This is a genomic window from Amycolatopsis alkalitolerans (assembly GCF_006152065.1).
Lineage (GTDB): Bacteria > Actinomycetota > Actinomycetes > Mycobacteriales > Pseudonocardiaceae > Amycolatopsis_E > Amycolatopsis_E alkalitolerans.
The window spans coordinates 309,469-330,153 of sequence record NZ_VDFW01000002.1 but is presented as its reverse complement, the minus strand read 5'-3'; the positions used below and the strand labels follow the sequence as shown (position 1 = coordinate 330,153).

At 70.8% G+C, this 20,685-nt stretch carries 18 protein-coding genes and 1 pseudogene; 4 read left to right on the top strand and 15 right to left on the bottom strand.

Annotated elements, in window-relative coordinates; all coding sequences use genetic code 11:
* Positions 1 to 4: 4 nt before the first annotated feature.
* From FG385_RS03655 to FG385_RS03615, 9 genes and pseudogenes are all read right to left on the bottom strand, one after another.
* On the bottom strand, positions 5 to 1,021 hold the full coding sequence (locus tag FG385_RS03655; RefSeq protein WP_139095134.1) for a phosphotransferase family protein: 1,017 nt from the start codon (positions 1,019 to 1,021) through the stop codon (positions 5 to 7).
* Positions 1,018 to 2,646 carry a (2,3-dihydroxybenzoyl)adenylate synthase gene (locus FG385_RS03650; protein WP_139095133.1) on the bottom strand — a complete coding sequence of 543 codons (1,629 nt, stop codon included), beginning with the start codon at positions 2,644 to 2,646 and terminating at the stop codon, positions 1,018 to 1,020. Before FG385_RS03650 ends, FG385_RS03655 begins: the two co-directional genes overlap by 4 nt.
* The gene (locus FG385_RS03645; RefSeq protein WP_139095132.1) at positions 2,636 to 4,939 is read right to left on the bottom strand and encodes a hydantoinase B/oxoprolinase family protein; all 2,304 of its coding nucleotides are present in this window, start codon (positions 4,937 to 4,939) and stop codon (positions 2,636 to 2,638) included. Before FG385_RS03645 ends, FG385_RS03650 begins: the two co-directional genes overlap by 11 nt.
* 70 nt (positions 4,940 to 5,009) lie before the next feature.
* Positions 5,010 to 7,127 carry a hydantoinase/oxoprolinase family protein gene (locus FG385_RS03640; protein ID WP_139095131.1) on the bottom strand — a complete coding sequence of 706 codons (2,118 nt, stop codon included), beginning with the start codon at positions 7,125 to 7,127 and terminating at the stop codon, positions 5,010 to 5,012.
* Entirely contained in the window at positions 7,124 to 8,032 is a 909-nt protein-coding gene (locus FG385_RS03635; RefSeq protein ID WP_139095130.1) for an enoyl-CoA hydratase, read from the bottom strand. Before FG385_RS03635 ends, FG385_RS03640 begins: the two co-directional genes overlap by 4 nt.
* Complete coding sequence (locus tag FG385_RS03630) at positions 8,010 to 9,320, bottom strand: acyl-CoA dehydrogenase family protein (RefSeq protein WP_139095129.1); 1,311 nt, start codon at positions 9,318 to 9,320, stop codon at positions 8,010 to 8,012. Before FG385_RS03630 ends, FG385_RS03635 begins: the two co-directional genes overlap by 23 nt.
* Complete coding sequence (locus FG385_RS03625) at positions 9,317 to 10,162, bottom strand: CoA-transferase (protein ID WP_139095128.1); 846 nt, start codon at positions 10,160 to 10,162, stop codon at positions 9,317 to 9,319. The genes FG385_RS03630 and FG385_RS03625 overlap by 4 nt, the downstream gene beginning before the upstream one ends.
* A gap of 238 nt (positions 10,163 to 10,400) precedes the next feature.
* Positions 10,401 to 10,889, bottom strand: a pseudogene (locus FG385_RS35550) (CoA-transferase); the annotation flags it as partial.
* A gap of 206 nt (positions 10,890 to 11,095) precedes the next feature.
* On the bottom strand, positions 11,096 to 11,791 hold the full coding sequence (locus FG385_RS03615) for a TetR/AcrR family transcriptional regulator (RefSeq protein WP_160148718.1): 696 nt from the start codon (positions 11,789 to 11,791) through the stop codon (positions 11,096 to 11,098).
* 166 nt (positions 11,792 to 11,957) lie between these two features.
* On the opposite strand from FG385_RS03615, the gene FG385_RS03610 reads away from it, so the two are divergent.
* The 4 genes from FG385_RS03610 to FG385_RS03595 are packed head-to-tail and all read left to right on the top strand — an operon-like array spanning position 11,958 to position 15,478.
* Complete coding sequence (locus FG385_RS03610; RefSeq protein WP_235022366.1) at positions 11,958 to 12,173, top strand: ferredoxin; 216 nt, start codon at positions 11,958 to 11,960, stop codon at positions 12,171 to 12,173.
* Entirely contained in the window at positions 12,170 to 13,294 is a 1,125-nt protein-coding gene (locus tag FG385_RS03605) for an NAD(P)/FAD-dependent oxidoreductase (protein ID WP_160148717.1), read from the top strand. Before FG385_RS03610 ends, FG385_RS03605 begins: the two co-directional genes overlap by 4 nt.
* Positions 13,287 to 14,459 carry a cytochrome P450 gene (locus tag FG385_RS03600; RefSeq protein WP_139095125.1) on the top strand — a complete coding sequence of 391 codons (1,173 nt, stop codon included), beginning with the start codon at positions 13,287 to 13,289 and terminating at the stop codon, positions 14,457 to 14,459. The genes FG385_RS03605 and FG385_RS03600 overlap by 8 nt, the downstream gene beginning before the upstream one ends.
* Positions 14,460 to 14,500: 41 nt before the next feature.
* Complete coding sequence (locus FG385_RS03595) at positions 14,501 to 15,478, top strand: AraC family transcriptional regulator (RefSeq protein WP_139095124.1); 978 nt, start codon at positions 14,501 to 14,503, stop codon at positions 15,476 to 15,478.
* Here FG385_RS03595 and FG385_RS03590 read toward each other — a convergent pair.
* The 6 genes from FG385_RS03590 to FG385_RS03565 all read right to left on the bottom strand — a co-directional run bounded on the left by FG385_RS03590 (position 15,454) and on the right by FG385_RS03565 (position 20,649).
* On the bottom strand, positions 15,454 to 16,704 hold the full coding sequence (locus tag FG385_RS03590) for an alpha/beta fold hydrolase (protein WP_139095123.1): 1,251 nt from the start codon (positions 16,702 to 16,704) through the stop codon (positions 15,454 to 15,456). The two genes, FG385_RS03595 and FG385_RS03590, sit on opposite strands and share 25 nt — an antisense overlap.
* Positions 16,701 to 16,949, bottom strand: coding sequence for a hypothetical protein (locus tag FG385_RS03585; RefSeq protein ID WP_139095122.1), 249 nt, complete (start codon positions 16,947 to 16,949; stop codon positions 16,701 to 16,703). The genes FG385_RS03590 and FG385_RS03585 overlap by 4 nt, the downstream gene beginning before the upstream one ends.
* Positions 16,946 to 17,575: a VOC family protein gene (locus FG385_RS03580; RefSeq protein ID WP_139095121.1), complete on the bottom strand. Its 630-nt coding sequence runs from the start codon at positions 17,573 to 17,575 to the stop codon at positions 16,946 to 16,948. Before FG385_RS03580 ends, FG385_RS03585 begins: the two co-directional genes overlap by 4 nt.
* Before the next feature lie 85 nt (positions 17,576 to 17,660).
* Positions 17,661 to 18,386, bottom strand: a complete 726-nt coding sequence (locus FG385_RS03575; protein ID WP_139095120.1) for a TetR/AcrR family transcriptional regulator — start codon at positions 18,384 to 18,386, stop codon at positions 17,661 to 17,663.
* The gene (locus tag FG385_RS03570; protein WP_139095119.1) at positions 18,383 to 19,129 is read right to left on the bottom strand and encodes a maleate cis-trans isomerase family protein; all 747 of its coding nucleotides are present in this window, start codon (positions 19,127 to 19,129) and stop codon (positions 18,383 to 18,385) included. The genes FG385_RS03575 and FG385_RS03570 overlap by 4 nt, the downstream gene beginning before the upstream one ends.
* On the bottom strand, positions 19,126 to 20,649 hold the full coding sequence (locus tag FG385_RS03565; RefSeq protein ID WP_139095118.1) for an FAD-dependent monooxygenase: 1,524 nt from the start codon (positions 20,647 to 20,649) through the stop codon (positions 19,126 to 19,128). The genes FG385_RS03570 and FG385_RS03565 overlap by 4 nt, the downstream gene beginning before the upstream one ends.
* Positions 20,650 to 20,685: the final 36 nt, after the last annotated feature.

The following is a 20,685-nucleotide window of genomic DNA, read 5'->3' as shown; positions in this document are numbered from 1 at the left end:
CGGCTCAGGCGTCCAGCAGGGTCAGGGCATGCTCGGCCAGCACGCCGGCGTCGGCGGTCAGCTCGTCGACGGCGAGGTCGGAACCGGCCCGCCCGCCGCCGCGATAGCGAGCCGCGACGCCCAGGGTGATGACCGCCAGGCGCCAGGCCGCGAACGCGATGTAGTAAGGCAGTTCGGTGAGATCGAGCCCGGTTCCGGTGGCGTAACGCGCGGTGAGCTCCGCTGCCGTGGGGAAGCCGGGAAGCTCGCTCCCTCGTGGCAGGACCTTGGCCGGCCGGTCTTCCGGTTGCCAGTAGAGCAGCAACCACCCGAGGTCGGCCAGCGGATCGCCCTGAGTGGACAGTTCCCAGTCGAGGACCGCGCGAACGTCACCGGCACGGGAGAGGATCACGTTGTCGAGCCGGAAGTCGCCGTGCAGCAAGGCGGTGCGCTGCTGGCGCGGCAGCCGGTGGGTGAGCCGCAGATGCCCCTCGGTGAGCAGGGTCGTGGTGGCGGACTCGCCGTGGATCTGGGCCGACCACCGGCGCAGCTGCCGGCTCAGATATCCCTCGGGCCGGCCGAGATCGGCGAGCCCCAGCTCGGCGGGCGAGGGGCGGTGCAGCTCGACGAGTTCGCCGACGAGGGCGTGGCCCGCCCCGCGCCGGGCGCGTTCGTCCAGCGTCGCCGCGCTCGCGGCGTCACGCACGATGCTGCCGTCGACGAACTCCATCACCGAGAACGGCGCCCCGATCACGTTTTCGTCCTCGCAGAAGGCGATCTGCGCGGCGACCCGGACGCCCGACCGCCGGGACAGGGCCTGCTGGATCCGGAACTCCCTGGCGACGTCGTGTGCGCCTTCGACCTCGATCAGGCCGGGCGGGCGGCGCAGCGCGAACCGGTGGCCCGCCGCGTCGCTGACCCGGTAGGTGAGGTTGGACCGGCCACCCGCGATCAGGGTCGAGGTGAGCGGCAGCTCGAGATCCGGGACCCGCGGCTCGAGCCAGGAAGCGAGCCGGTCCACGGGCAGGGTCGCCGTGCTCATTGCCGCTCCTGAGCGAGTTTCGCCGCGATGTCCTCGCGCAGGTGCTTCTTCGAGACCTTCCGGACGCTCGTGACCGGAAGGTCCGAGCGCACTTCGACCCGCTCGGGGAGCTTGAACTTCGCGACCCCTTGCCGGAGAAGGAAATCGGCCAGGTCGGCCAGTGTCGGAGCGTCCCCGCGGGGCACGACATAGGCGCAGACCCGCTCGCCCAGCTCCGGGTCGGGCATGCCGACGACGGCGACCTCGGCGACGGCGGGGTGGGTCACCAGGAGCCGCTCCAGCTCGTCCGCGTGGATCTTCTCGCCGCCCCGGTTGACGTTGTCCTTGATGCGCCCCTCGATCGAGTAGAAGATCGTGCCGTCGATGTCGTGAGCGCGTGCGAGGTCTCCCGTGCGGAAGAAACCGTCCGGGGTGAACGCGACCGCGTTGTGCTCGTCCGCGGCGTAGTAGCCGGGAATGGTGTAGGGGCCGCGGCAGGCCAGCTCCCCGATCTCGCCCGGGGTCACCTCGGCCAGTTCGTCGTCGAGGATGCGCACCTCGTCGAGCGGGTGGATCGGCGTGCCGACCGTGGTACGGCGGGTGTCCGCCGGTGCGTCCCACGGGGTGCACATGATCATTCCCTCGCCCATGCCGAACACGCCGAGCGCGCGGATGCCGAGCTCTGCTTCCAGCCGGGCCGCGTATTCGGGGGTTTGCGGACCGACGCTCAGGCGGGCCAGCGAACTCAGATCGGCCGAGCGCGCCGCGTCCGATTCGAGCAGCCGGTAGGCGACGGTGGCGTTGGCGACCATGTCGGTGACCCGTTCGCGTTCGACGAAACCGGCGATGACTTCGGCGTCCGCCCGCGGCGCCAGTACGACGGTCGCGCCCGTGAGCAGGGCAGGCAGGACGCACAGTGCGACGCCGGCGTTGTGCATGACCGGCAGGGCGTGCATGGCCACGGTCCGCTCGTCCCAGCCCCACCGGTCCGCCCAGGCTCGCGCGTTGCACAGGTAGTCGCAGTGCAGCCGGGGAATGAGTTTCGGCGTGCCCGTGGTGCCGCCGGACAGCTGCAGTGCGGCCAGATCTTCGCTGTGCGGCTCGGGCAAGGGCCCGGGCGGATGCGCGAGGAGTTCGTCCAGCGCGACACCCCCGCGCGCGCTCCCCCGCGTCGTGATCGTGAGCCGGAGGCTCTCGTGAGCCCCGGCGAGATCGGCCGCCAGCGCGGGAAGGTCGGCTCGCGGCCAGTCCGCCTGGATCAGATGGGCGCGGGCACCGGTGAGCGCGACGAGGTCACCGACCTCACGCCTGCGGTGCTGCGGCAACGAGCACACCGGCACCAGCGCGGCCTTGAGCAGGCCGTAGAACGCGACGAGTGTCTCCACGACATTGGCGGACTGCACGACCACGGCGTCACCCGGGCACAGCCCGCGGTCCAGCAGGCCGCACGCGATGGCGGTGGCCTGCCGGTCGAGCTGCGCGTAGGTGATCCGCCGGTCGCCGTCCACCACCGCCACGCGCTCGGGGAAACGCGTGGCGGTGGCGCTCAGCTCCGCGCCGATCGTGGTCCTGCCCCAGGCGCCGGCCGCCCGGTAGCGCGCGGCGAGAGCCTCGGCGTGGTGCGGAAACGGCCGCTCAGCGGTCATTTCCGCTCCCGGCCCCGAAACTGTCGGCGGGCATCGGGTGATCGGCGGGCACGACCTGGCTCAGCAGCGCGGTCGCGCAGCCGGGGCAGAACGCCTGCCGGAAGACGACCCGCTCGTCGATGTAGGTCGCCGAGTCCGGCCAGACGTGCGGCCCCGCGGCGGCCGGTTCGGCCTCGATCCGGGGCAGCGCGGCAAGATACGGTTCCCCCAGCGTGCCCAGTCCGGTGCCGCAGTGACGGCAGACGACGGTCTGCCCGTCGACCAGCGCCTGGTTCACGTCCAAGGTCTCCGCGCCCGTCACGTCCGCACGGCGCCCACGGGCCTCCGTGATGCCCGCCGCGCTGCGGCGCGCGGCCGACAGCTGTTCCCGCTGGCGCCGAGTCGCGTCCACATCCGCGGCGCCGTCGGGGTTCAGGACGACGCCGTAGATCTCGTGCGCCGCCCGCTCGGAGACCTTCGCCTCGCGCACGTCCTCGGCCACGGCGGCCGGGTCGCGGTGCAGCGGGTCGCCGTAGCCGCCACCACTCTGCCAATGCACGTACACCGCGTCTTCGAGGCCGATGAAGGTTTCGACCTCACCGCCCATGACATCGCGGGTGGCCGTGATCTCGTCGAGGCTGCGGGGAACCCGGCCGGCGGCGAGCGTACCGAGCACATCACTGCCGCGCAGCACGATGTCGAGCTGGGTGTTGCCCGGATACCCACCGGCCAGGCCGGCGTTCTGCGTTGTCGCCTTACCCGTGCCGGAGAACACCCCGGCCAGCGGGGCCGGTGTGTCATGCGGGACAAGGCAAACGGACCCGCTGACACCGCCCCGCTGGGCGCCGGGGCCCCCGGAGTCCGTCTCCTCGCGACGCCACAACAGCAGCACCGGCGAAGTGAACTCGGTCATCTCGGCATCGGGCGCACGGCCCATGGGAATGACGAACGCCCCGCCGGTGTCGACGCCGTCCCGGTCGACCCCGGCGCCGTAGCCACCCGCCATCGCGTCCATCACCAGCGAGACGAACGGGTACTGCCGCTGGTCGAGGCCCGCGAGGGCGACCATGTCGAAGGTGCCGCCGCACACCGACTGCACGGACTTGCGGGCATGCGGGCGGGCATCGAGCATCTTGGCGAGGCACTCGTTGACGAGGTTGCCCGCCGCCCACGCGGGGCCGACGGGGCCCTTGCCGACCGCGGCGGGGAACGACGCGTTGATCATCGTGCCCTCTTCGGCGATGATGTCGAAGCAGCGCATCAGGCCGCCGCCGGCCCAGGGGATGTCGCCGGCCAGCACCGGCAGCAGCGCGGACATGATGCCGGCCCGCACACCGGAATAGGGACAGTTGATCATGCCGGTTTGTGCCGCGGTACCGCGGAAATCGAACGTCAGCCGATCGCCGGATTTGGTCATCGCCAGCACGATCTTGTACAGGCCGCGGTCGCCCTGGCCGGAGTGTTCCTGGTAGCCGGTGGCGTGCCAGGTGCCGTCGGGAAGTTCCCGCAGCTTCGCGCGCAGCCGCTGCTCCGCGTCGTCCATGATCCGCTTCATGACGGCCTTGACCGTGTCGGGCCCGTAGGTTTCGAGCAACCGACGCAGCCGGGCCTGCGCGGTGTGGTTCGCCCCGACCTTCGCCCGCAGGTCGAGCGAGACCAGCATCGGCGTGCGGGAGCGGCGCGTCCACATGTCCGCCACGTCGCGCTGCAACACGTTGTCCCGCACCACTTTGATGGGCGGGGTGGGCAGCGACTCCCAGAACACGTCCTGGGCGCGCGGGGTCCAGGAACCGGGCGCGACACCGCCGACGTCGAGCTGGTGCGCCACGGCCGAGGACCAGCCGAAAAGCTCGCCGTCGAAGAAGAACGGCGCGAACACGGTGGCGTCGTTCTGGTGCAGCCCACCGCCGACCCAGGGATCGTTGCAGAGGAACATGTCGCCCTCGTTGATGCCCGGGTTGTCCGCGCGATGTTGCAGCGTCCAGTAGACGGCCAGGTCCAGCGACGCGGACAGGAAGGTGTTGTAGAGCCCGATCTGCACCTCCTGGCCGACCTCGTCACACAGGGCGAAGTCGAAGTCGTTGGCCTCGGTGACCACCACCGAGCCGGACATGCGCTTGAGCGTCTCGCCCATCTCGTCGGTGATCGACCAGAGCCGGTGCCGGATCACTTCATAGGTGAGCGGGTCCAGATTGTCGATGGCGTCCTGGCCGACGGTGTGCAGCCGCAGGCTGGCCGGCACGCTCACGCGGAGTTGTTCCGGGTCCACGGGGCGGCTGTGGTAGACCTCGGCTCCGGGAATCGGGCTGCTCACGCGTCCTCCTGTGTTTTGCGGGACACCCGCACCCGGTCGGACCGCATGAGCGGGGCTGCGCGATTGTCGCTCACGCGTCCTCCTTGGTGGTGTGGTGCAGAACGAGGTTGCCGAACCGGTCGATCTCGGCGGTGTCGCGGCGCGAGATCGTGACGGTCGTGGTCGGGACCTCGACGATCGCCGGACCGGTGATCCGGTGCCCCGGCGCGAGGCGGAGGTAGTCGTAGATGGGGGTGTCCTCGAACCCGCGGGCCGGATCGAGCAGGACCGGCCGCCGTCCGGTCAGGGCGTCCTCAATGGACTGTCCGGCCGCGGGACCGGCCTCGGGCAGGACAACCTGGGACGGGAGCACGCCGGTCGCGTGCACGCGGTAGGTGATGAACTGGAAGCCGGCGTCGCCGTAGCCGGTGCCCTCCCCGAAGGTGCGGTGATAGCGCGCCTCGAACTCCCCGAGGACGCCCTTCAGGTCGGCGTCCGTCACCGTCCCGGACGGCACCGGGGTCGGCAGTTCGGCCAGCTGCATGGTGTAGCGCACGTCGACCTCGCGCCGCAGCACGATGTCGACCAGTTCGACGCCCTGCTGCTCCAGTGCCGTGCGGGCCTCGGCTTCGAGTTCCTCGAAGGTCTTCGTGACCTCGTCGGCGGGCACCGGGAAAGTGGCGGGCTTGGAGACCTCCTTGACGACGGCCACGTTGCTGGCGGCCAGCCCGTAGGCGGAGAACGCCGCCGCCGACGGGCCGAGTGGCACGACGGTGGACTTCACGCCCAGGTCGGCACCGTAGGCGAAGCAGTGCACCGGCCCGGCGCCGCCGAAGGCGTAGGCGACGAAGTGGCGCGGGTCCTCACCCGATTCGACCACGACCTTGCGCACCAGGTCCGAGGTCTGGGCGTTCTGCACGGCGAAGATCGCGGCGGCGGCGTCCTCGATGCTCAGTCCCAGCCGGGTGGCGACGTGCCTGTCGATGGCCTCGCGGGCGCGTGCCACGTTGAGTTTGGTGCGGCCGCCCAGGAAGTTGTCCGGGTTGAGGATGCCCAGCACCAGATCGGCGTCGGTGACGGTGGGCTCGGTGCCGCCCTTGTCGTAGCAGGCCGGCCCCGGCACGGCCTGCGCGCTGCGCGGGCCGATCCGCAGGTTGCCGCCGGCGTCCACCCACGCGATGGCACCGCCGCCGCTGCCGATCGCCTGCACCTTGAGCATCGGGACGTCGATCTCGTGCTGGTTGATCACCGCGGTGGTGGTCTGCAGCGGTTCGCCATCGACGATGAGCCCGACGAGGAAGGTCGTCCCGCCGACGTCGGTGCAGATGACGTTGCGATGCCCGAGTTGCCCCGCCAGCCGGGTCGCCCCGGTCACCCCGCCGGTGAGCACGGAGCCCACCGTCGTGATCGCCGTCTTCGGCGCCTCGTGCGCGGCGAGCGTGCCGCCGGTCCCCTGCATGATCAGCAGCGGACCGCGCAACCCGTTGTCCCGCAACCGATCCGTCAGCGGCTCCAGGTAGCGGGCGAGCGTCGGGCCCACCTGGGTGCTCATGATCGTGGTCGCGTTGCGGGAGAACTCGCGCATCCGCGGCGAGAGCTCGCTGGACAGCGTCACGTACATCTCGGGCGCCTGCTCGTGGATGAGCTCCCGCAGCCGCCGCTCGTGGGCGGAGTTGCGGAACGACCACAGCAGCGACACGGCGATCGCGTCGACATCCTCGTCAAGCAGCTCCCGGATTGCTTGCCGCGCCTGGTCTTCGTCGAGCGGTACCACGACGCTGCCCTTGTAGTCGATCCGCTCGACGACCTCCTTCGCCCGGCGTTTGGGCACCAGCGGCGCCGGTTTGCGGGTGGCGAGGATGTCCTGGATCTGCTCCGGGCTGTTGCCGGCGTAGCGGCCGACGACGTTCATGATGTAGATCGAGTCACGGTGGCCGACGGTGGTCAGCCAGCCGACCTTGCCGACGTCCCCGATCACGAGCGCGTTGAGCGTCGAGGTCGTACCGTGCGCGATGTAGGAGGTGTCCGCCAGCAGCTCCGGCAGGCTGACCCCGGCGCGGTCGGCCAGTCCCTCGAGCACCTGCAGCACGCCGTCCGCGTAGTTCGGGGGTGTCGAGGGGGTCTTCGTCGAGATCATCGTGCCGTCGTCGCGGGAGGCGACCGCGTCGGTGAACGTTCCGCCGACGTCGACGCCGATCACGTAGCTCATGATTTCGCCTTTCCGTCGGAGGTCGCGGCGCGGGCAGCGCGTCGTTTCACCCGCAGCTCGTCATCTGGTTCGGTGGAGGGGAACGACTCCTGCAGCGCGGGCGGGATGCCCGACGGGTCGAGGCAGATCCCGTAACGCTCGAGGTTGTGCGTGTGCGCCAGCTGGTGCAGCGTGAACGCGGACCGGATCGCGGTCGGCTGGCCCTGCGCGTCAACAGCCTGGTTGACGGCTTGTTTGGTCAGCCGCAGGCCGAACATCGGCTTCGCCGCGATCTTGCGGGCGAGCGCGAGGGTGAACCCGGTCAGCCCGTCGCGCGGCACGACGTGGTTGACCATACCGAGGCGATAGGCCTCGTCGGCGGTCCAGGAATCGGCCGTGTACAGGAGTTCCTTGGCTTTGCGCGGCCCGAGTTCCCACGGGTGCACGAACCATTCGACACCGCAGATGCCCATCGAGACCACCGGGTCGGCGAACGTCGCGTCGTCCGCCGCGACGATCAGGTCGCACACCCAGGCAAGCATCAGCCCGCCGCCGATGGTCCTGCCGTGCACCGCGGCGATCGTCGGCTTCGGGATGGCGCGCCACCGGGCGCACATCTCGAGGTAGATCTCCTCTTCGCGGGCGACCCAGCCCTCGGCGCCCGGCTCGCCGAACCCGCCCCACGTGCCGACCTGATCGAATTCCTCGTGCCAGACAACGTCTTTCAGGTCGTGCCCGGCCGAGAAGTGCGGGCCGTCACCGGCCAGCACGATCACCTTGACCGTGTCGTCGCGTGCGGCGCGGTCGAAGGCTTCGTTGAGCTCGTAGGTCATCCGGACGTCCTGCGCGTTGCGTTTGTCCGGCCGGGCCAACGTGATCACACAGATCCCGGGTTCGGGGATCTCATAGCGAACGGATGACGTCATCGGCAACCTTTCGATCTGACAGGAGGTGGGCGAACTGTTCGCGGGCGGCCTGCCGGCGGGTGGGCAGGTGTTCGGCGGGGATCCCGTCCGCGGGCGGTGTGAACCCGCGCAGGATCAGTCGCGCGGCGCTCTGGCGATGCACCTCGTCGGGCCCGTCGTAGATCCGGGCCGCCCTGGCCCGGCGGTACATCGCTTCCAGCGGCAGGTCGGCCGAGAAGCCGAGCGACCCGTGGGCCTGCACGGCCCGGTCGATGACGTCGTGCAGGACCTTCGCGCCGTAGAACTTGATCAGGGCGATGTCCTCGCGCGCCGCCTTCGACCCGACCGTGTCGATCCGCCACGCCGCGTGCAGGGTGAGCAGGCGCGCGGCGGCGATCTCGGCGGCCGAATCGGCTATCCAGTTCTGCACGGTCTGCTTGTCCGCGAGCGTGGACCCGTGCGAGTAGCGATAGGTGGCGCGCTCGCAGAGCATGTCGAGCGCCCGCTGGGCCTGCCCGATCCAGCGCATGCAGTGGTGCACGCGGGCAGGGCCGAGCCGCTCCTGCATCATCGCGAACCCCCGGCCCGGTTCACCGAGCACGGCGTCGGCGGGGAGCGCGACGTCGGTGAACGTGATCTCGCAATGGTTCTCGATCTGCGCCGGGCGGGGCTCGGGGTCCTCCATCGACGGGATGTCACGGCGGACGTCGACCCCGAGGGCGTCCCGGTCCACGATCACCACGGTTGCCCGGTGCTTCGGATGCGCGTCCGGATCGGACACCGCCAGCACGAGCAGGAAATCGGCGAGTGACGCATTCGTGGCGAACCACTTGTGTCCATTGAGGACCCAGCCGTTCCCGTGGCGCTCCAGCCGGGTGCTGAGCAAAGTCGGGTCGGCACCGGCGCCGGGTTCGGTCATCGCGACCGACGAGCGCACGGAACCTTCCAGCAGTGGCAGGAAATACCGGGTGCGCTGCGCGGGGGTGGCGTGGGGGGCGAGCAGTTCGAGATTGCCGGAGTCCGGCGGCGCGGTGCCGAACAGCGTCGGCCCGACGCGGGACCGCCCGACGATCTCGTTCATCAGGGCGAGCCGCAGCTGTCCGCGGCCCGTCCCGCCATGCTCGGGGCCGAGGTGGGCGGCCCACAGACCGCGCGCCTTCACCTCGTCGATCAGCGGCGCGGCCGCCCGGTCGAACTCTCGGACCGGCAGCTCGAGGGCCTCCAGCGGGATGGCTTTGGTGTCGATGAAGTCCCGGATCCAGGCAAGCTCGGCTTCCGTCTCGGGATCGGTGCTGAAGTCCCAGCTCATCGCGCGCCTCCGGCAGGCGTGGTCCACAGCGACCGCTCCCGCTCCGCCAGTTCGGCGAGCAGCCCGGGCGGCGGTTCGGGGCTGTCGAGCCGGCGAACGCCCAGCGGGTCGAGGCGTTCACGGATCCAGTACAGCTCCTCCTCGGTCGGCGGCGGCGTGACGGGGACGGCGCCTCGCGGCGGTAGCAGTTCGAAGCCGGTGGCCTTCACGACGTCCCCGAAGCTCACTCCGGGGTGCAGCGACCGCACCCGCATCCCGGCGCCGTCGCGGTCGAAGTCGAACACGCCGAGGTCCGTCACCAGCATCCGCGGTTCGCCCATGGTGAGACCGAGCCGGTCGCGATCGGGCCCGAAACCGAGACCGCAGCGGAAATCGACCCGTTCGACCAGCGCACGCGGTGTGTGCCTGCGCACGTGGAAGGTCAGCTCGGACAGCCGGACCAGGTCGTCGGGGATACCGCGCGAACCGATCATCGCGACCTTCGGCCGCTCCCAGTCACCGAGCACGGAGATATTGCAGGAACCCGTGCGATCGACCTGCACCGGTCCCATGCAGATCGCGTACTTGCCCGCCGAGATGAGATCGAACGTCTCGATCCAGTCCGACCCGCGGACCGCGGTGGCGGACGAAATCCACTCGTCGTTGAGCCCTTTCGCGGTGGGCGCGCAGTCGAATCCGGCCATGCTGCCGCCAGCCATCAGCACGATTTCGGGCGCATACAAGGCTTTCGCGAGCCGGGCGGCGATATCGGCGGAGACCGTCGCCGCGGCGGCGATGACCTCGCCGCGGTAGATCTGCGCCAGCACGCTGATCACCTGCTCCTCGACGGTGAACCCGGTCATCGCGCCGCTCCCTGGGCGAGGATTCCCGCGTGCTCGCGCAGCCAGTCGCGGTCACGGCAGTGGCTTGCGTAGTCGGTAGCGGCGGCGTAGTCGAGCGGCCAGTCCGGAAAGGACGCGGTGAACCCGCACCCGCGCGGAACCTCGGCGACACCGGTGACCCACAGGCGGAAATGGTCGTCTCGTGCTCGGTGATGGTTTCGCCGAGCTGGTCGACGACCCGGTCGGCGGTCACGAAGACCGTGGATGCCGCTCGCGCGAGCTGAGGATCGAGGAAACCGTCACCGGTGATGCGGACGTTGCCTTCGCGGTCGGCTTCGCCTGCGTGCAGGAAAAGCACGTCCGGCCTGATCGCCGGAACGGCCGTCAGCTCTTCGCCGGTGAGCGGGCAGGCGAACCGCCGGAACGGGGTTCCCGGCACGTCCATCACGTCCACCCCGGGACCGCTCACCGTCGGCATGAACGGAACCCGCCGGGTCGCGGCCTCGACCCCGGCGATGAACATGGCTTCGGTCCACTCGACGACCGGCAGCCCCTCGGACTCCCGTGCCCGGCGAAAGTTCGGCGACAGGCCAAGCGCGTCGAAACCGACGTAGGCGAACTGCAGCTGCTCGACCGCGCCCGCGCCCAGCATCAGGTCTACATCGGGACCACCGAGGAAAACCGCCAGCCGCACCGGTGTCCGCCGCAGCGCGAGCGCCGCGACGGCCGCCATCGGCTTGCGCAGCATTCCCCCGCCCCCGAAGGAGACCAGGGAGTGCGGCTCGACGGCGGCTGCCATCTCGCCGAGCGGGACAACCTTGTCCATCGCGCCTCCGACTCTTGAGTCGTTTAATCAACTGTTGAGTCGGGACTGTAGATAACGCCTGCTCCGGCTGTCAAGGCGCAGCACGAAAGGCGCGACCCGGCCGGGTCGCGTGAATCAGGGCGTGCGGATCAGGAAGAGCTGTCTTCGGCCGGCAGATGCCGCTCGACGTACTCGAGGTCGGCGCGAATGGCCGCGAGCGCGGCCCTCGGCCCGGCCGGAGAGGACGCCCGATCGGTGCGCGCCACCGAGCGCAGCGCCATCACGGCCAACTGGTCCGCCACTGCCTGCGGGTCCGCGCCACGGGCGTCGGGACGGAACCACCAGGCCACCCAGTTACAGGAGCCCAGGATCGAAAACGCCGCGACGCGCACGTCCGTCGGCCAGAACTCACCGCTTTTGACGCCACCGTCGATGATCGCACTCAGATGGGTGAGGATCTCCCGCTTCCCCGCCTGATGCCTGCGCTGGAAGGACTCGGGCAGGATGTGCTCACTGCGATCGAGCAACCGGAACCGGGACGGATGCGCGCAGATCCGCAGGGTCACCGACCGCACGGCCCGGGACAGCCGCTCCGACCAGCTCAGGTCACTCGCTTCCATCTCGGCCAGCTCGGCGGCCGCGGTCTCGGTCAAGCCAGCCACGAGCATGCCGAGCAGATCGTCCTTGCTCTTGATGTAGTGGTAAAGGGACGGGCGGGTGATGCCGATGGCTTCGGCGATGTCCTTGAGCGTCGTGCCCTCGAAACCCCGCTCGGCGAACAGCGCCGCGGCACGGTCGAGCAGCTCGTTCTCCACCAACTGCCGGCGCGAGGCACCACCCGTCACGACGAACCTCACCCTTCTCGACTGGTCGTAAGCCACGTTAGCCCGGACGGACCGGAGACCCGAAGCGGGCCGGTGCGCGATCCGTCCGGAACTCTGCGCGAACGGTCCGCCCCCGGGCGCCGCGAGTTCGTAGCCTTGTTCGCCGAACGACGGGCAAGGAGGCCCCATGGGTGACCGGATGTGGACGGTGACCGCGGATTTCGCGCGCTGCGAAGGTCACGGCCTGTGCGTCGAGGAGGCCCCCGGCCACCTGCGCATGGACGACGACCTCGTGGCGATCACCGAGGACGTGGTGACCGGCGACGAATTGCCCGGCGTGCGGGCGGCCGTGCGCGTATGCCCGGTGGCGGCGCTGCGTCTCGAACCGCGATCCGGCTCATGAGCCCGATCGTGGTGGTCGGCGCGTCAGCCGCCGGGACGAGCGCCGTCGAAGAACTGGTCGCGCTCGGGCACGAAGGGCGCGTCGTGCTGCTCGGGGCCGAGCCGCATCCGCCGTACAGCCGTCCCGCCCTGTCCAAACAGTTCCTCGCGGGCGACGCGCGAGCGGTCTCGCTCCCGGATCTGCCTGCGGGCGTGGAGTTCCGGCCTGGGACTACCGCGACCGCGGTGGACCTTCGGCGCCGCACCGTGACCTTTCGCGACACCACGGGCGCGACCGCGTCGTTGCGCTACGCCGGGCTGGTCGTCGCCACCGGATGCCGTCCACGCCGCATCCTGCCACCGGCGTTCGGCGCGCTCACGGTCCGCACGATCGAGGACGCCACCGCGCTCGCGTCGGCGCTGCGCCCGGACATCCAGGTCGTCGTGGTGGGCGCGGGTTTTCTGGGCCTCGAACTCGCCACCGCGGCGGTGCGGCACGGGGCGGCCGTGACCGTGATCGACCGGGAGCCGCCGCTGCGGCGCCTGCTGGGACAGGAGATTTCGGCGCTGGTCTCCCGCCGACTCGCCGAGGCGGGGGCGACATTCGTTCTGGAACCGGGCGGTATCGCCGAAGATCAGGACGCCGCGCGGGGGTTCCGGCTGCGTTCGGGACGGCGTCTCCCCGCCGATCTCCTCATCGAGGCCGTCGGCGACGAGCCCGCCGCCGAATGGTTGCGCGGTTCCGGAATTCCCTTGCATACCAACGGAAGTGTCCTCTCGGACCGGTCGGGACGCGTTGGTGAGCACGTCGTGGCGGCCGGGGACGTCCGCATGTCGACCAGCCGCACCCCGTACTGGTCGGCCGCGATCGCGGACGGGCGGCGAGCGGCCCGCACGCTCCTGGGTATGCCCGCCCCGGCGCCCGCGCCCGGCTACTTCTGGACGGAGGTGTTCGGGCTTTCGGTGCGGGTCCTCGGTGCGCTGCCCGTGCGCGGCGGCCTCCGCGTCATCGACGGCGACCTCGACAGCGCCGCCGCGGTCGTGGCCTGGACGGGGGCGACCGCCGCGATCAACCACCCCATCCCCCTGCGGCGGCTCCGCCGCGCTCTCGACGATCGAGCAGAGGAGACCAGTCATGTCTGACCAGCACGCGCCGTTCAACCCGCTCGACCCCGCGCACCTCGACGATCCCGACGGGCCGCTGGGCGCCGCCAGGGCGCGATGCCCGGTGTCGTTCCCGCGCCCCGGCCTGGCCTGCGTCGTCACCGACGACGACGTCCAGCACGTGCTGGGTCATCCCGAGACCTACTCGAACCGCGGCAACTTCGCGATCGACGGTGAACTGGAACTGCCCGCCCAACTGATCACGATGATCGACCCGCCAGAGCACACCGAACTGCGCCGCCGGTTGCTGCGCTGGTTCGCCCCGGCCCGGTTGCGGGCGCTGCGGCCCGAGGTGGAACGCATTGTGGCGAAGGCGCTGGCCGGGTTACCGCCCACCGGTGAGGTGGACCTGTACGAGTCGTACGCGCGCTCGATCCCGTCGTCGGTGGTGTTCGCGTTCCTGGGGCTGCCCGAACCGGTGTGGCAGGACCTGCAGAACTGTACGGACGTGATCACCGAGCGGATGCCCGAGCCGCTGATCGACCTTCCGGAGATGGGGAAGATGATCGCGGCCCTCACCGAGGTGGTGAAGCGACGCCGCGCCGAGCCTCCGGCCCGGCGGGACGCCATCGACGGGTTGCTGCATCCGCAGGACGGCGAGGCGGAACTCAGCGAGGTGGAGGCCGTCACGCACCTCATGCAACTGGTTCTCGCGGCGACCGCCACCACCCGAAGCCTGATCCTGAACACGGTCCACTCCTTGCTCGCCACGGATCAATGGCAGGCGCTGGCGCGGGACCGGAGCAAGGTGCCGAACGCCGTGGAGGAAAGCCTCCGGCACGACACCCCCCTGCAGTTCGTGCTGCGCACCACCAACCGGGCCGACTCCGTCGGCGGCACCGTCATCCCCGCCGAGACGAAGGTGCTCGTGAGCCTGCAGTCGGCCAACCGGGACGAGCGGACCTGGGGTGCGGACGCCGCGGAGTTCCGGCTGGATCGCGACGCCGCCTCGGCGCATCTGGCCTTCGGACGCGGTATCCACACGTGTATCGGCGCACCGCTGGCCCGGCTGGAGAGCGTGTGCGCCATCGACGCGTTGCTCGGCGTGTATCCCTCGCTGCGCTTGGCGGAGTCCTACCGCTGGGAGAAGGTCCGCGCGCCGATGATGCGGCGGCCGGCGAGCCTGCGGGTGGTACTCGCCTGAACGGGTTGACAGAACGGTAGACAATCCTACACTGTAGTGAAATGGGTCACCTCGACGCGCGAGGACCGGGCCACGCGATCACCGATCCCGGCGAGGCCAGTTCGATCCTGGAGGCGGCCTACGCACCCAACTCGCTCACCATGATGGGACGAGCGGCACGGCTCGAACTCCGGCTGGCGACCACGCGCCTGCCGCACGCCGATGTCGGCGCGGTCCGGATCAGCGGTGACATCCGGCTGGAAGCCCCGTCGCCACGGACCTGCTGCGTGGTGCTCCGCCCGGTGCGGGGCGGGGTCACGATCAGCTGCGCCGGCCGCGAGACGCTCCGGGTGTCCCCGGGCGCGCTGGTCTTCTTGCCGCCCGGTCCCTTCCTCCGGTATGAGGAATGGGGTCCGGACACCCGGCTGACCACACTCCGCATCGACAACGCCGTGGTGTCCGCGCACCATCCGCTGGAGGCGGAGCACGTCCTGCACGAGTCCGCCGGGCCGCTCCCGGTGGACCTGCGCGACGACGGCGCGCGGGCGCTGGCCTGGGTGATGCACCTGCTCACCGCGGAAATGCAGCGGCCGAGCGGCGCGCTGACCAGCGGGCCCGTGGCAGATCACCTCTCGGGGTTCGCGCTGGGCAGCGTGCTCAGCGCGGTGGGACGCGACACGGCGGTGCCGTCCCCGGCGAAAAGCCGGATCCTGCGGCGTGCGCTGGCCGCGGCGGAAGCCCAGGCCGTACCGTCCATTCCGGACCTGGCGAAGGCGGCCGCGGTGAGCGTCCGCACGCTGCAGGAGGTGTTCCGGACCGAACTGGGCACGACCCCGGCGGCCCACCTGCGTTCGGTGCGGCTGCGCCGCGCGCACGAAGACCTGCTACGCGGCGACCACTCGCACACCACCATCGAAGCCGTGGCGCACCGGTGGGGTTTCACGAACTACGGACGTTTCGCACGGCATTACCGCACCCAGTACGGGACGAACCCGGCCGCCACACTCCGGCGCCGTCAGCCGGGCGGCGCCAGTTCGTAGCGCTCAGCCAGCCAGCCGGCGATCTCCGCCGCCGCGAGGTCGTTGCCCGAGGGCTCGCCTTCGGCGATGGGCGCGCCGAAATGCAGCCCGCGCACTCTCGCCGTGGTGAGGTCCCGCGTTCCGAGAGCCTCGATCATGCGGCGCGAATCGGCGGGGAAGGCGGCCTGGTCGCCGGTCAGTTCGACGAACAGGCCCGGCACCGTGACCCCCGGGGCGCAGCGCTCGAAGTCGGCGTTGGAGCTGAGCCCCGACCAGGTCGACAACCACGCCTCGGGGGTGGTGAGCCGCCCGAACCCGGTCAGCCCGTAGTTGATCAGATCGGGCCGCCTGCCGAACAGCGAACCGGACGGCCGCTCACTCGGGTCCAGCGAAAGGTCCACGGTGCGCGGATCGGCGTCGGTGCGGAACACCGTGATGATCCGGGGCGCGAGCGAGCGCCGCCGGTCCGAAGCGTGACCGGAAGCCTTGAACGCGGCGCGGGCTTCCGCGGCCCGCCCGAGGTACTCGCGCGCCACTGCGTCGATGCGGCTGACGCGGTCGCGCTGCGCCGCCCGGTAGCGCCGGAGGAACTCTTCGCCGTAGGAAGAACTTCCCGGCGGCTCCGCGAAACCGTTGGCGGGGTCGAACGGATCCAGCTCGGGTACGACCGACAACGGGTCGGACTCGTCGGCGACGGACGGGTCGATGCAGGCGAGCAGCAGCTTGCCCTGACCGGGATGCGGGGCGAGGAAGACCACACCGTCCGCACCCGGCATCGACGCCTCCGCGAGCCGCACCGGGCGACCGCCGGGAGTCGTCGCGACCCGCTCGGCCGGGGCGAGCCCGGCCTGCTCGAGGTAGAACGCGTAGAGTGTGCCACCACCGGAGTGTCCAAGAAGGACAATCGAGTCGAAACCACGCTCCCGCAGGAAGTCCAGGCCCGCGGCGACGTCCAGCAGTGCCTGCTCGTGCACCAGCGTCAGGTCGTTGTTGACCGAGCGCGTGTGCTGCGTCCACACCGCCGCCCCGGCCCACAGCAGCGGCGGGACGAGCGGATGGTGGGTCACGTCCTGGCGCGGGTGCATCAGGCACACGACCGTCCGGGCACCCGGGGCCATCGACAGCACGCCGCGGACCGTGGCACCGTCCGAAGTGGTCAGTTCGTGCACGGACGCCGCAGCCTGCGCGGGACGTTCTCCGGCGGCGAGGTAGCGGCCGGCGCCGAGGCGGGCGGCGCTCGCGGTCACGCCGGCTCCACTCGCAGCGCGTCCTTGTCGTGCTGGGTGATCCGGCTGTCGCGGGCGACCCCGCCGACCGCGGAGTACCACACGGCGTGCCGGCAGCCGGTCGCGCGCCGGTCGACCACGATCGGGCCGGCCGCGCTGATCTCGAAGTACGGGCCGATCTTCCCGACGGTCACCGCCGGATCCGCCGCGGCGACCTTCGCGACCGCGGTGTTCTCCGGGACGTCGAGAACGTAGAGCACGGTCATCGCGCCGGCTCCCATTCGGCCGCGCGCTCCACGATCAGTTCTGCCTTACGCGCCAGGAGCTTGCCGAAGGTCGGCTCCGCTCCGGCGACCACGTCGAGCAGCGCGTCGATCGTGAGGTTCGCGTCGAGATCCTCCTGCGGGGTCACCGGCCGCATCGCGCGGGTGATCTCGAACATATAGCCGTTCGGGTCGTGGGTGTAGATCGACTCGATGGTCTCGTGCTGGATCTGCATCTCGACCGGCCAGTCACTGGCGTCGAGCCGGCGCCGGTACTCCAGCAGGTCCGCCTCGTCCTCGACATGGATCGCCAGATGGCGCGACCGGACGAAGAACTCCGGGACCTCCGGCCCGAAACGCGCGTAGGCATCGCCCTTCGCGCCGGGCGCGCCACCGATCTCCGCGCTCGTGCCGAAGTAGTAGAAGAACGCGATCCGGTCTTCGTTGCCGATATCGAAGAAGAAGTGGATGAAGTCCGGATGGTCCTCCGGCCCCCAGCCCGCCGCGCAGATCGAGTGCACGACCGGGAAACCCAGCACGTCCCGGTAGAAGCGGACCGTGGCGGCCGGGTCGAAGGTCGGGAACGCGACATGGTCGACGCCCCGCACCCGGTGCTCCAGCTCGGTCATTTCCTGCCTCCTCGACGTCGGGTCGTGCGGACACTTCGACCGTACGCCCGATTCAACGTTTGAGTCAACAGTTTGACGAATGTGCTCAAATGTCGAGGATGCGCTCCAGGTGGTCGAGGTCCTGGCGCAGCATCTTCAGCGCCGCGGTGGGCCCGCCCCCGTCGAGAACGTGGCCGTCCGGGCGCTGCAATGCGCCGACGGCCATGTCAGCGAGCTGCTCGATGACGGCTTCGGCGGTGTCGCGCCCGCCGGGATGGAACCACCACGCGACCCAGTTGCACATGCCGAGCACGCCCAGCGCCGCGACGCGGGAGTCCACCGGCCGGAACTGGCCCGCTCGCACGCCTTCCTCGATCACACCGGCGATGGTCTTGAGCACCGCGCGGCGGCTGTCGTCGTAGGCCGCGGTCAGCTCCTCAGGCAGTTCGGCCTCGGAGCGGATCAGCAACCGGAAGCGGGCGGGCTGGTTCGTGCGGCGTGCCACGATCACCTCGACGACCCCGCGCAGCTTCGCGACCGCGTCCAGCTCCTTGCGCGCGACCAGTGCGCGAAGCTCGTCCAGCGGCCCGTTGGTCACCTCCGTGACCAGCTTGGCCAGCAGCTCGTCCTTGCTTTTGACGTAGTAGTAGAGCGCCGGCCGCGTGATGCCGAGCGCGTCGGCGATGTCCTGCAGGCTCGTGCCGGCGAAACCGCGTTCGGCGAACAGCCGGGTGGCGTGCTCGTACAGCTCGTTCTCCACCAGCTCGCGCCGCGCCGTGCTCATCCGCGCGGGCTTGGCCTCGGTGTCACGCGCCGCCTTCTTGCCGCTCATAGCTGCGATGGTAAAGGTGCGGCGAGCAATCGCCCGGCACCGGGAAGCCGCGGCGGCAGGCCGAGACTGCGGAGCAGCGCATAGGCGCCGGCGGTCGCCGCCGACAGCACGGGCAGCCCGAACTCCGCTTCAGCGGGCGCGACGAGGTCGAGCGAGGGCATCTGCACGCACGCGGAGATCACCAGCGCGTCGGCCCCGTCGAGGTTCAGCCCGCGAGCGGCCGCCATGACCCGGTCACCGGGAATGCAACCGACCTCGGCGTTGTCCCCGACCTCGAGAGCCGCCCAGCCCAGCACCTCGAACCCTTCGGCCTCGAGGTAGCCGACGACCTGCTTCGCCAGCGGGCGCAGGTACGGGGTGACGAGTGCGATGCGCCGCGCACCGAGAGCAGTAAGACCCTCGACCAGCGCGCCCGCGCTCGACAGGACCGCCGTCTTCCGCCCGGCCAGCTGCCGCGCCACCGCGGCCTCGGTGCGCCGGTGCTCGCCGGGCCCCTGCGCCATCAACGCGACAAGGCACGCGTAGAGCAGCGCGTCCACGCCGGCGTCGGCCAGCTCGTCCACACAGCGCTCCCGCTGCGCGTTCATCGCGCGCAGCTCTTCGGCCGAGACCTGGTGCATGCGCATCCGGCTGGAGTGGAACGAAAACGTGGCCTCGGCGTGGCGCGCGAGCAGCGCCGGGATCTCGGTCTCGACGGTCACGTTCGAGCTGGGCACGACGAGCCCGATCCGGTGCGAGGTCATGAGTTCCTTCCAGGGTTTCCGGCCGGGTCGTTGACGAGCGTCACCAGGTCGGTACGGCCGCTGACCAGCCCGGCGGCGAGGTCGTCACGAAGCGCGGCCGGCCCCTCCACCACGACAGGGCCGCCGACCTCGGTGCGGACCCGTTCGGCGAGGTCCAGCCGTGTCAGCAGGGCCGACCGGCCCGGCGGCCCGGTGAACAGGAACCCTTCGGCTCCGTCGTCGAACGCGCGCCGCGCCCGCGCCACCACGGCGTCCCCCGTCCCGTCCCACGGGTCGGTCGGCGCCTCATCGATGGTGACGAGGTTCCCGCCGCCGCGGCCGGTCCCGTGCCGCAGGACCCAGTCGGTGACGGCGGCCGGGTCGGCGGGACCGGGGCCGCCGGCGAACTGCTCGAGCGCGGCTCCGACGACATCGGGGCTGGTGGCGGCGAACCGGTCGAGCGGCACGTTGCCCGCGCGGGACATGTAGGCGACCATCAGCCGCTCGACCGGCAGGTGCAGGCGCGACGGGAACGACTCCCACCACAGCCGGCTGCGGCGTGCGAGTTCCTGCAGGCGCTCGACGGCGGGGCGGCGGACGGTCTCGTAGCGCGCGAAAGCGGCGGCGCGATCCGGTTCCTCCCGTAGCGCCTCGACGAGGCCGATCGCGTCCTCCATCGCCAGCTTGGTGCCGGAGCCGATCGAGAAGTGCGCGGTGTGCGCGGCGTCCCCGAGTAGCACCGTGCGCCCTGCCGACCAGGTGTCGCACCGCACGGTCCGGAACCGCAGCCAGCGCGTGCGGTTGCCGATCAACCGGCGGCCCCGCAGCTGCTCGGCGAAGACGTTTTCCAGGTACCGCAACGACTTCTCGTCGGACGCGTCGACCGGCGTAGCCTCGGTCGAGGAGTCGAAACCGGCACGACGCCAGGTGTCCTCGTCGGTCTCGATCAGGAAGGTGCTGCGCCCGCCCGAATACGGGTAGGCGTGCGTGACGAAGACGCCGTGCTCGGTGCGCACCGGCGCGAACACGGCGTCGGTCAGCGCGAAATCGGTGCCACACCACAGATACAGGCCGCGGCCGCTCTCGATCCGGCCGCCGAACGGCCCGGACTCCCGCGTCGCGCTGCTCACCCCGTCCGCGGCGAGCACGATGTCGGCGTCCAACTCGTCGGCGGTCCGGCGCGCGCCGAACTCCAGCCGCACCCCGGCTTTCTCCGCGTGCTGCCGCAACACGGCGAGCAGCTCCGTGCGAGCGATGCCGATGAGGCGGTCGTTGCGCACCCGGGCGACGCGCCCGCCGACCCGCATCGTCATGTCGTGCCGGCGCCCCGCCGCGACGAGATCCCGCAGCGTGTCAGGATCCGCGGCGGCGAGCTTGCGCTGCGTCCCCGCGGCGAGCCCGACGCCGAAGCCGAACGTCGTGTCCGGGTCCCCCTGCTCGTGAACGACGACGTCGCAGGCGGGATAGGCCAGCTTGAGCAGGCGCGCGGCGTAGAGCCCGCCAGGCCCCCCACCCAGCACCGCGGCACGACGTAGCTGCATCCGGCCCTCCCGGCTCGGTTTTACATCGACGACGAC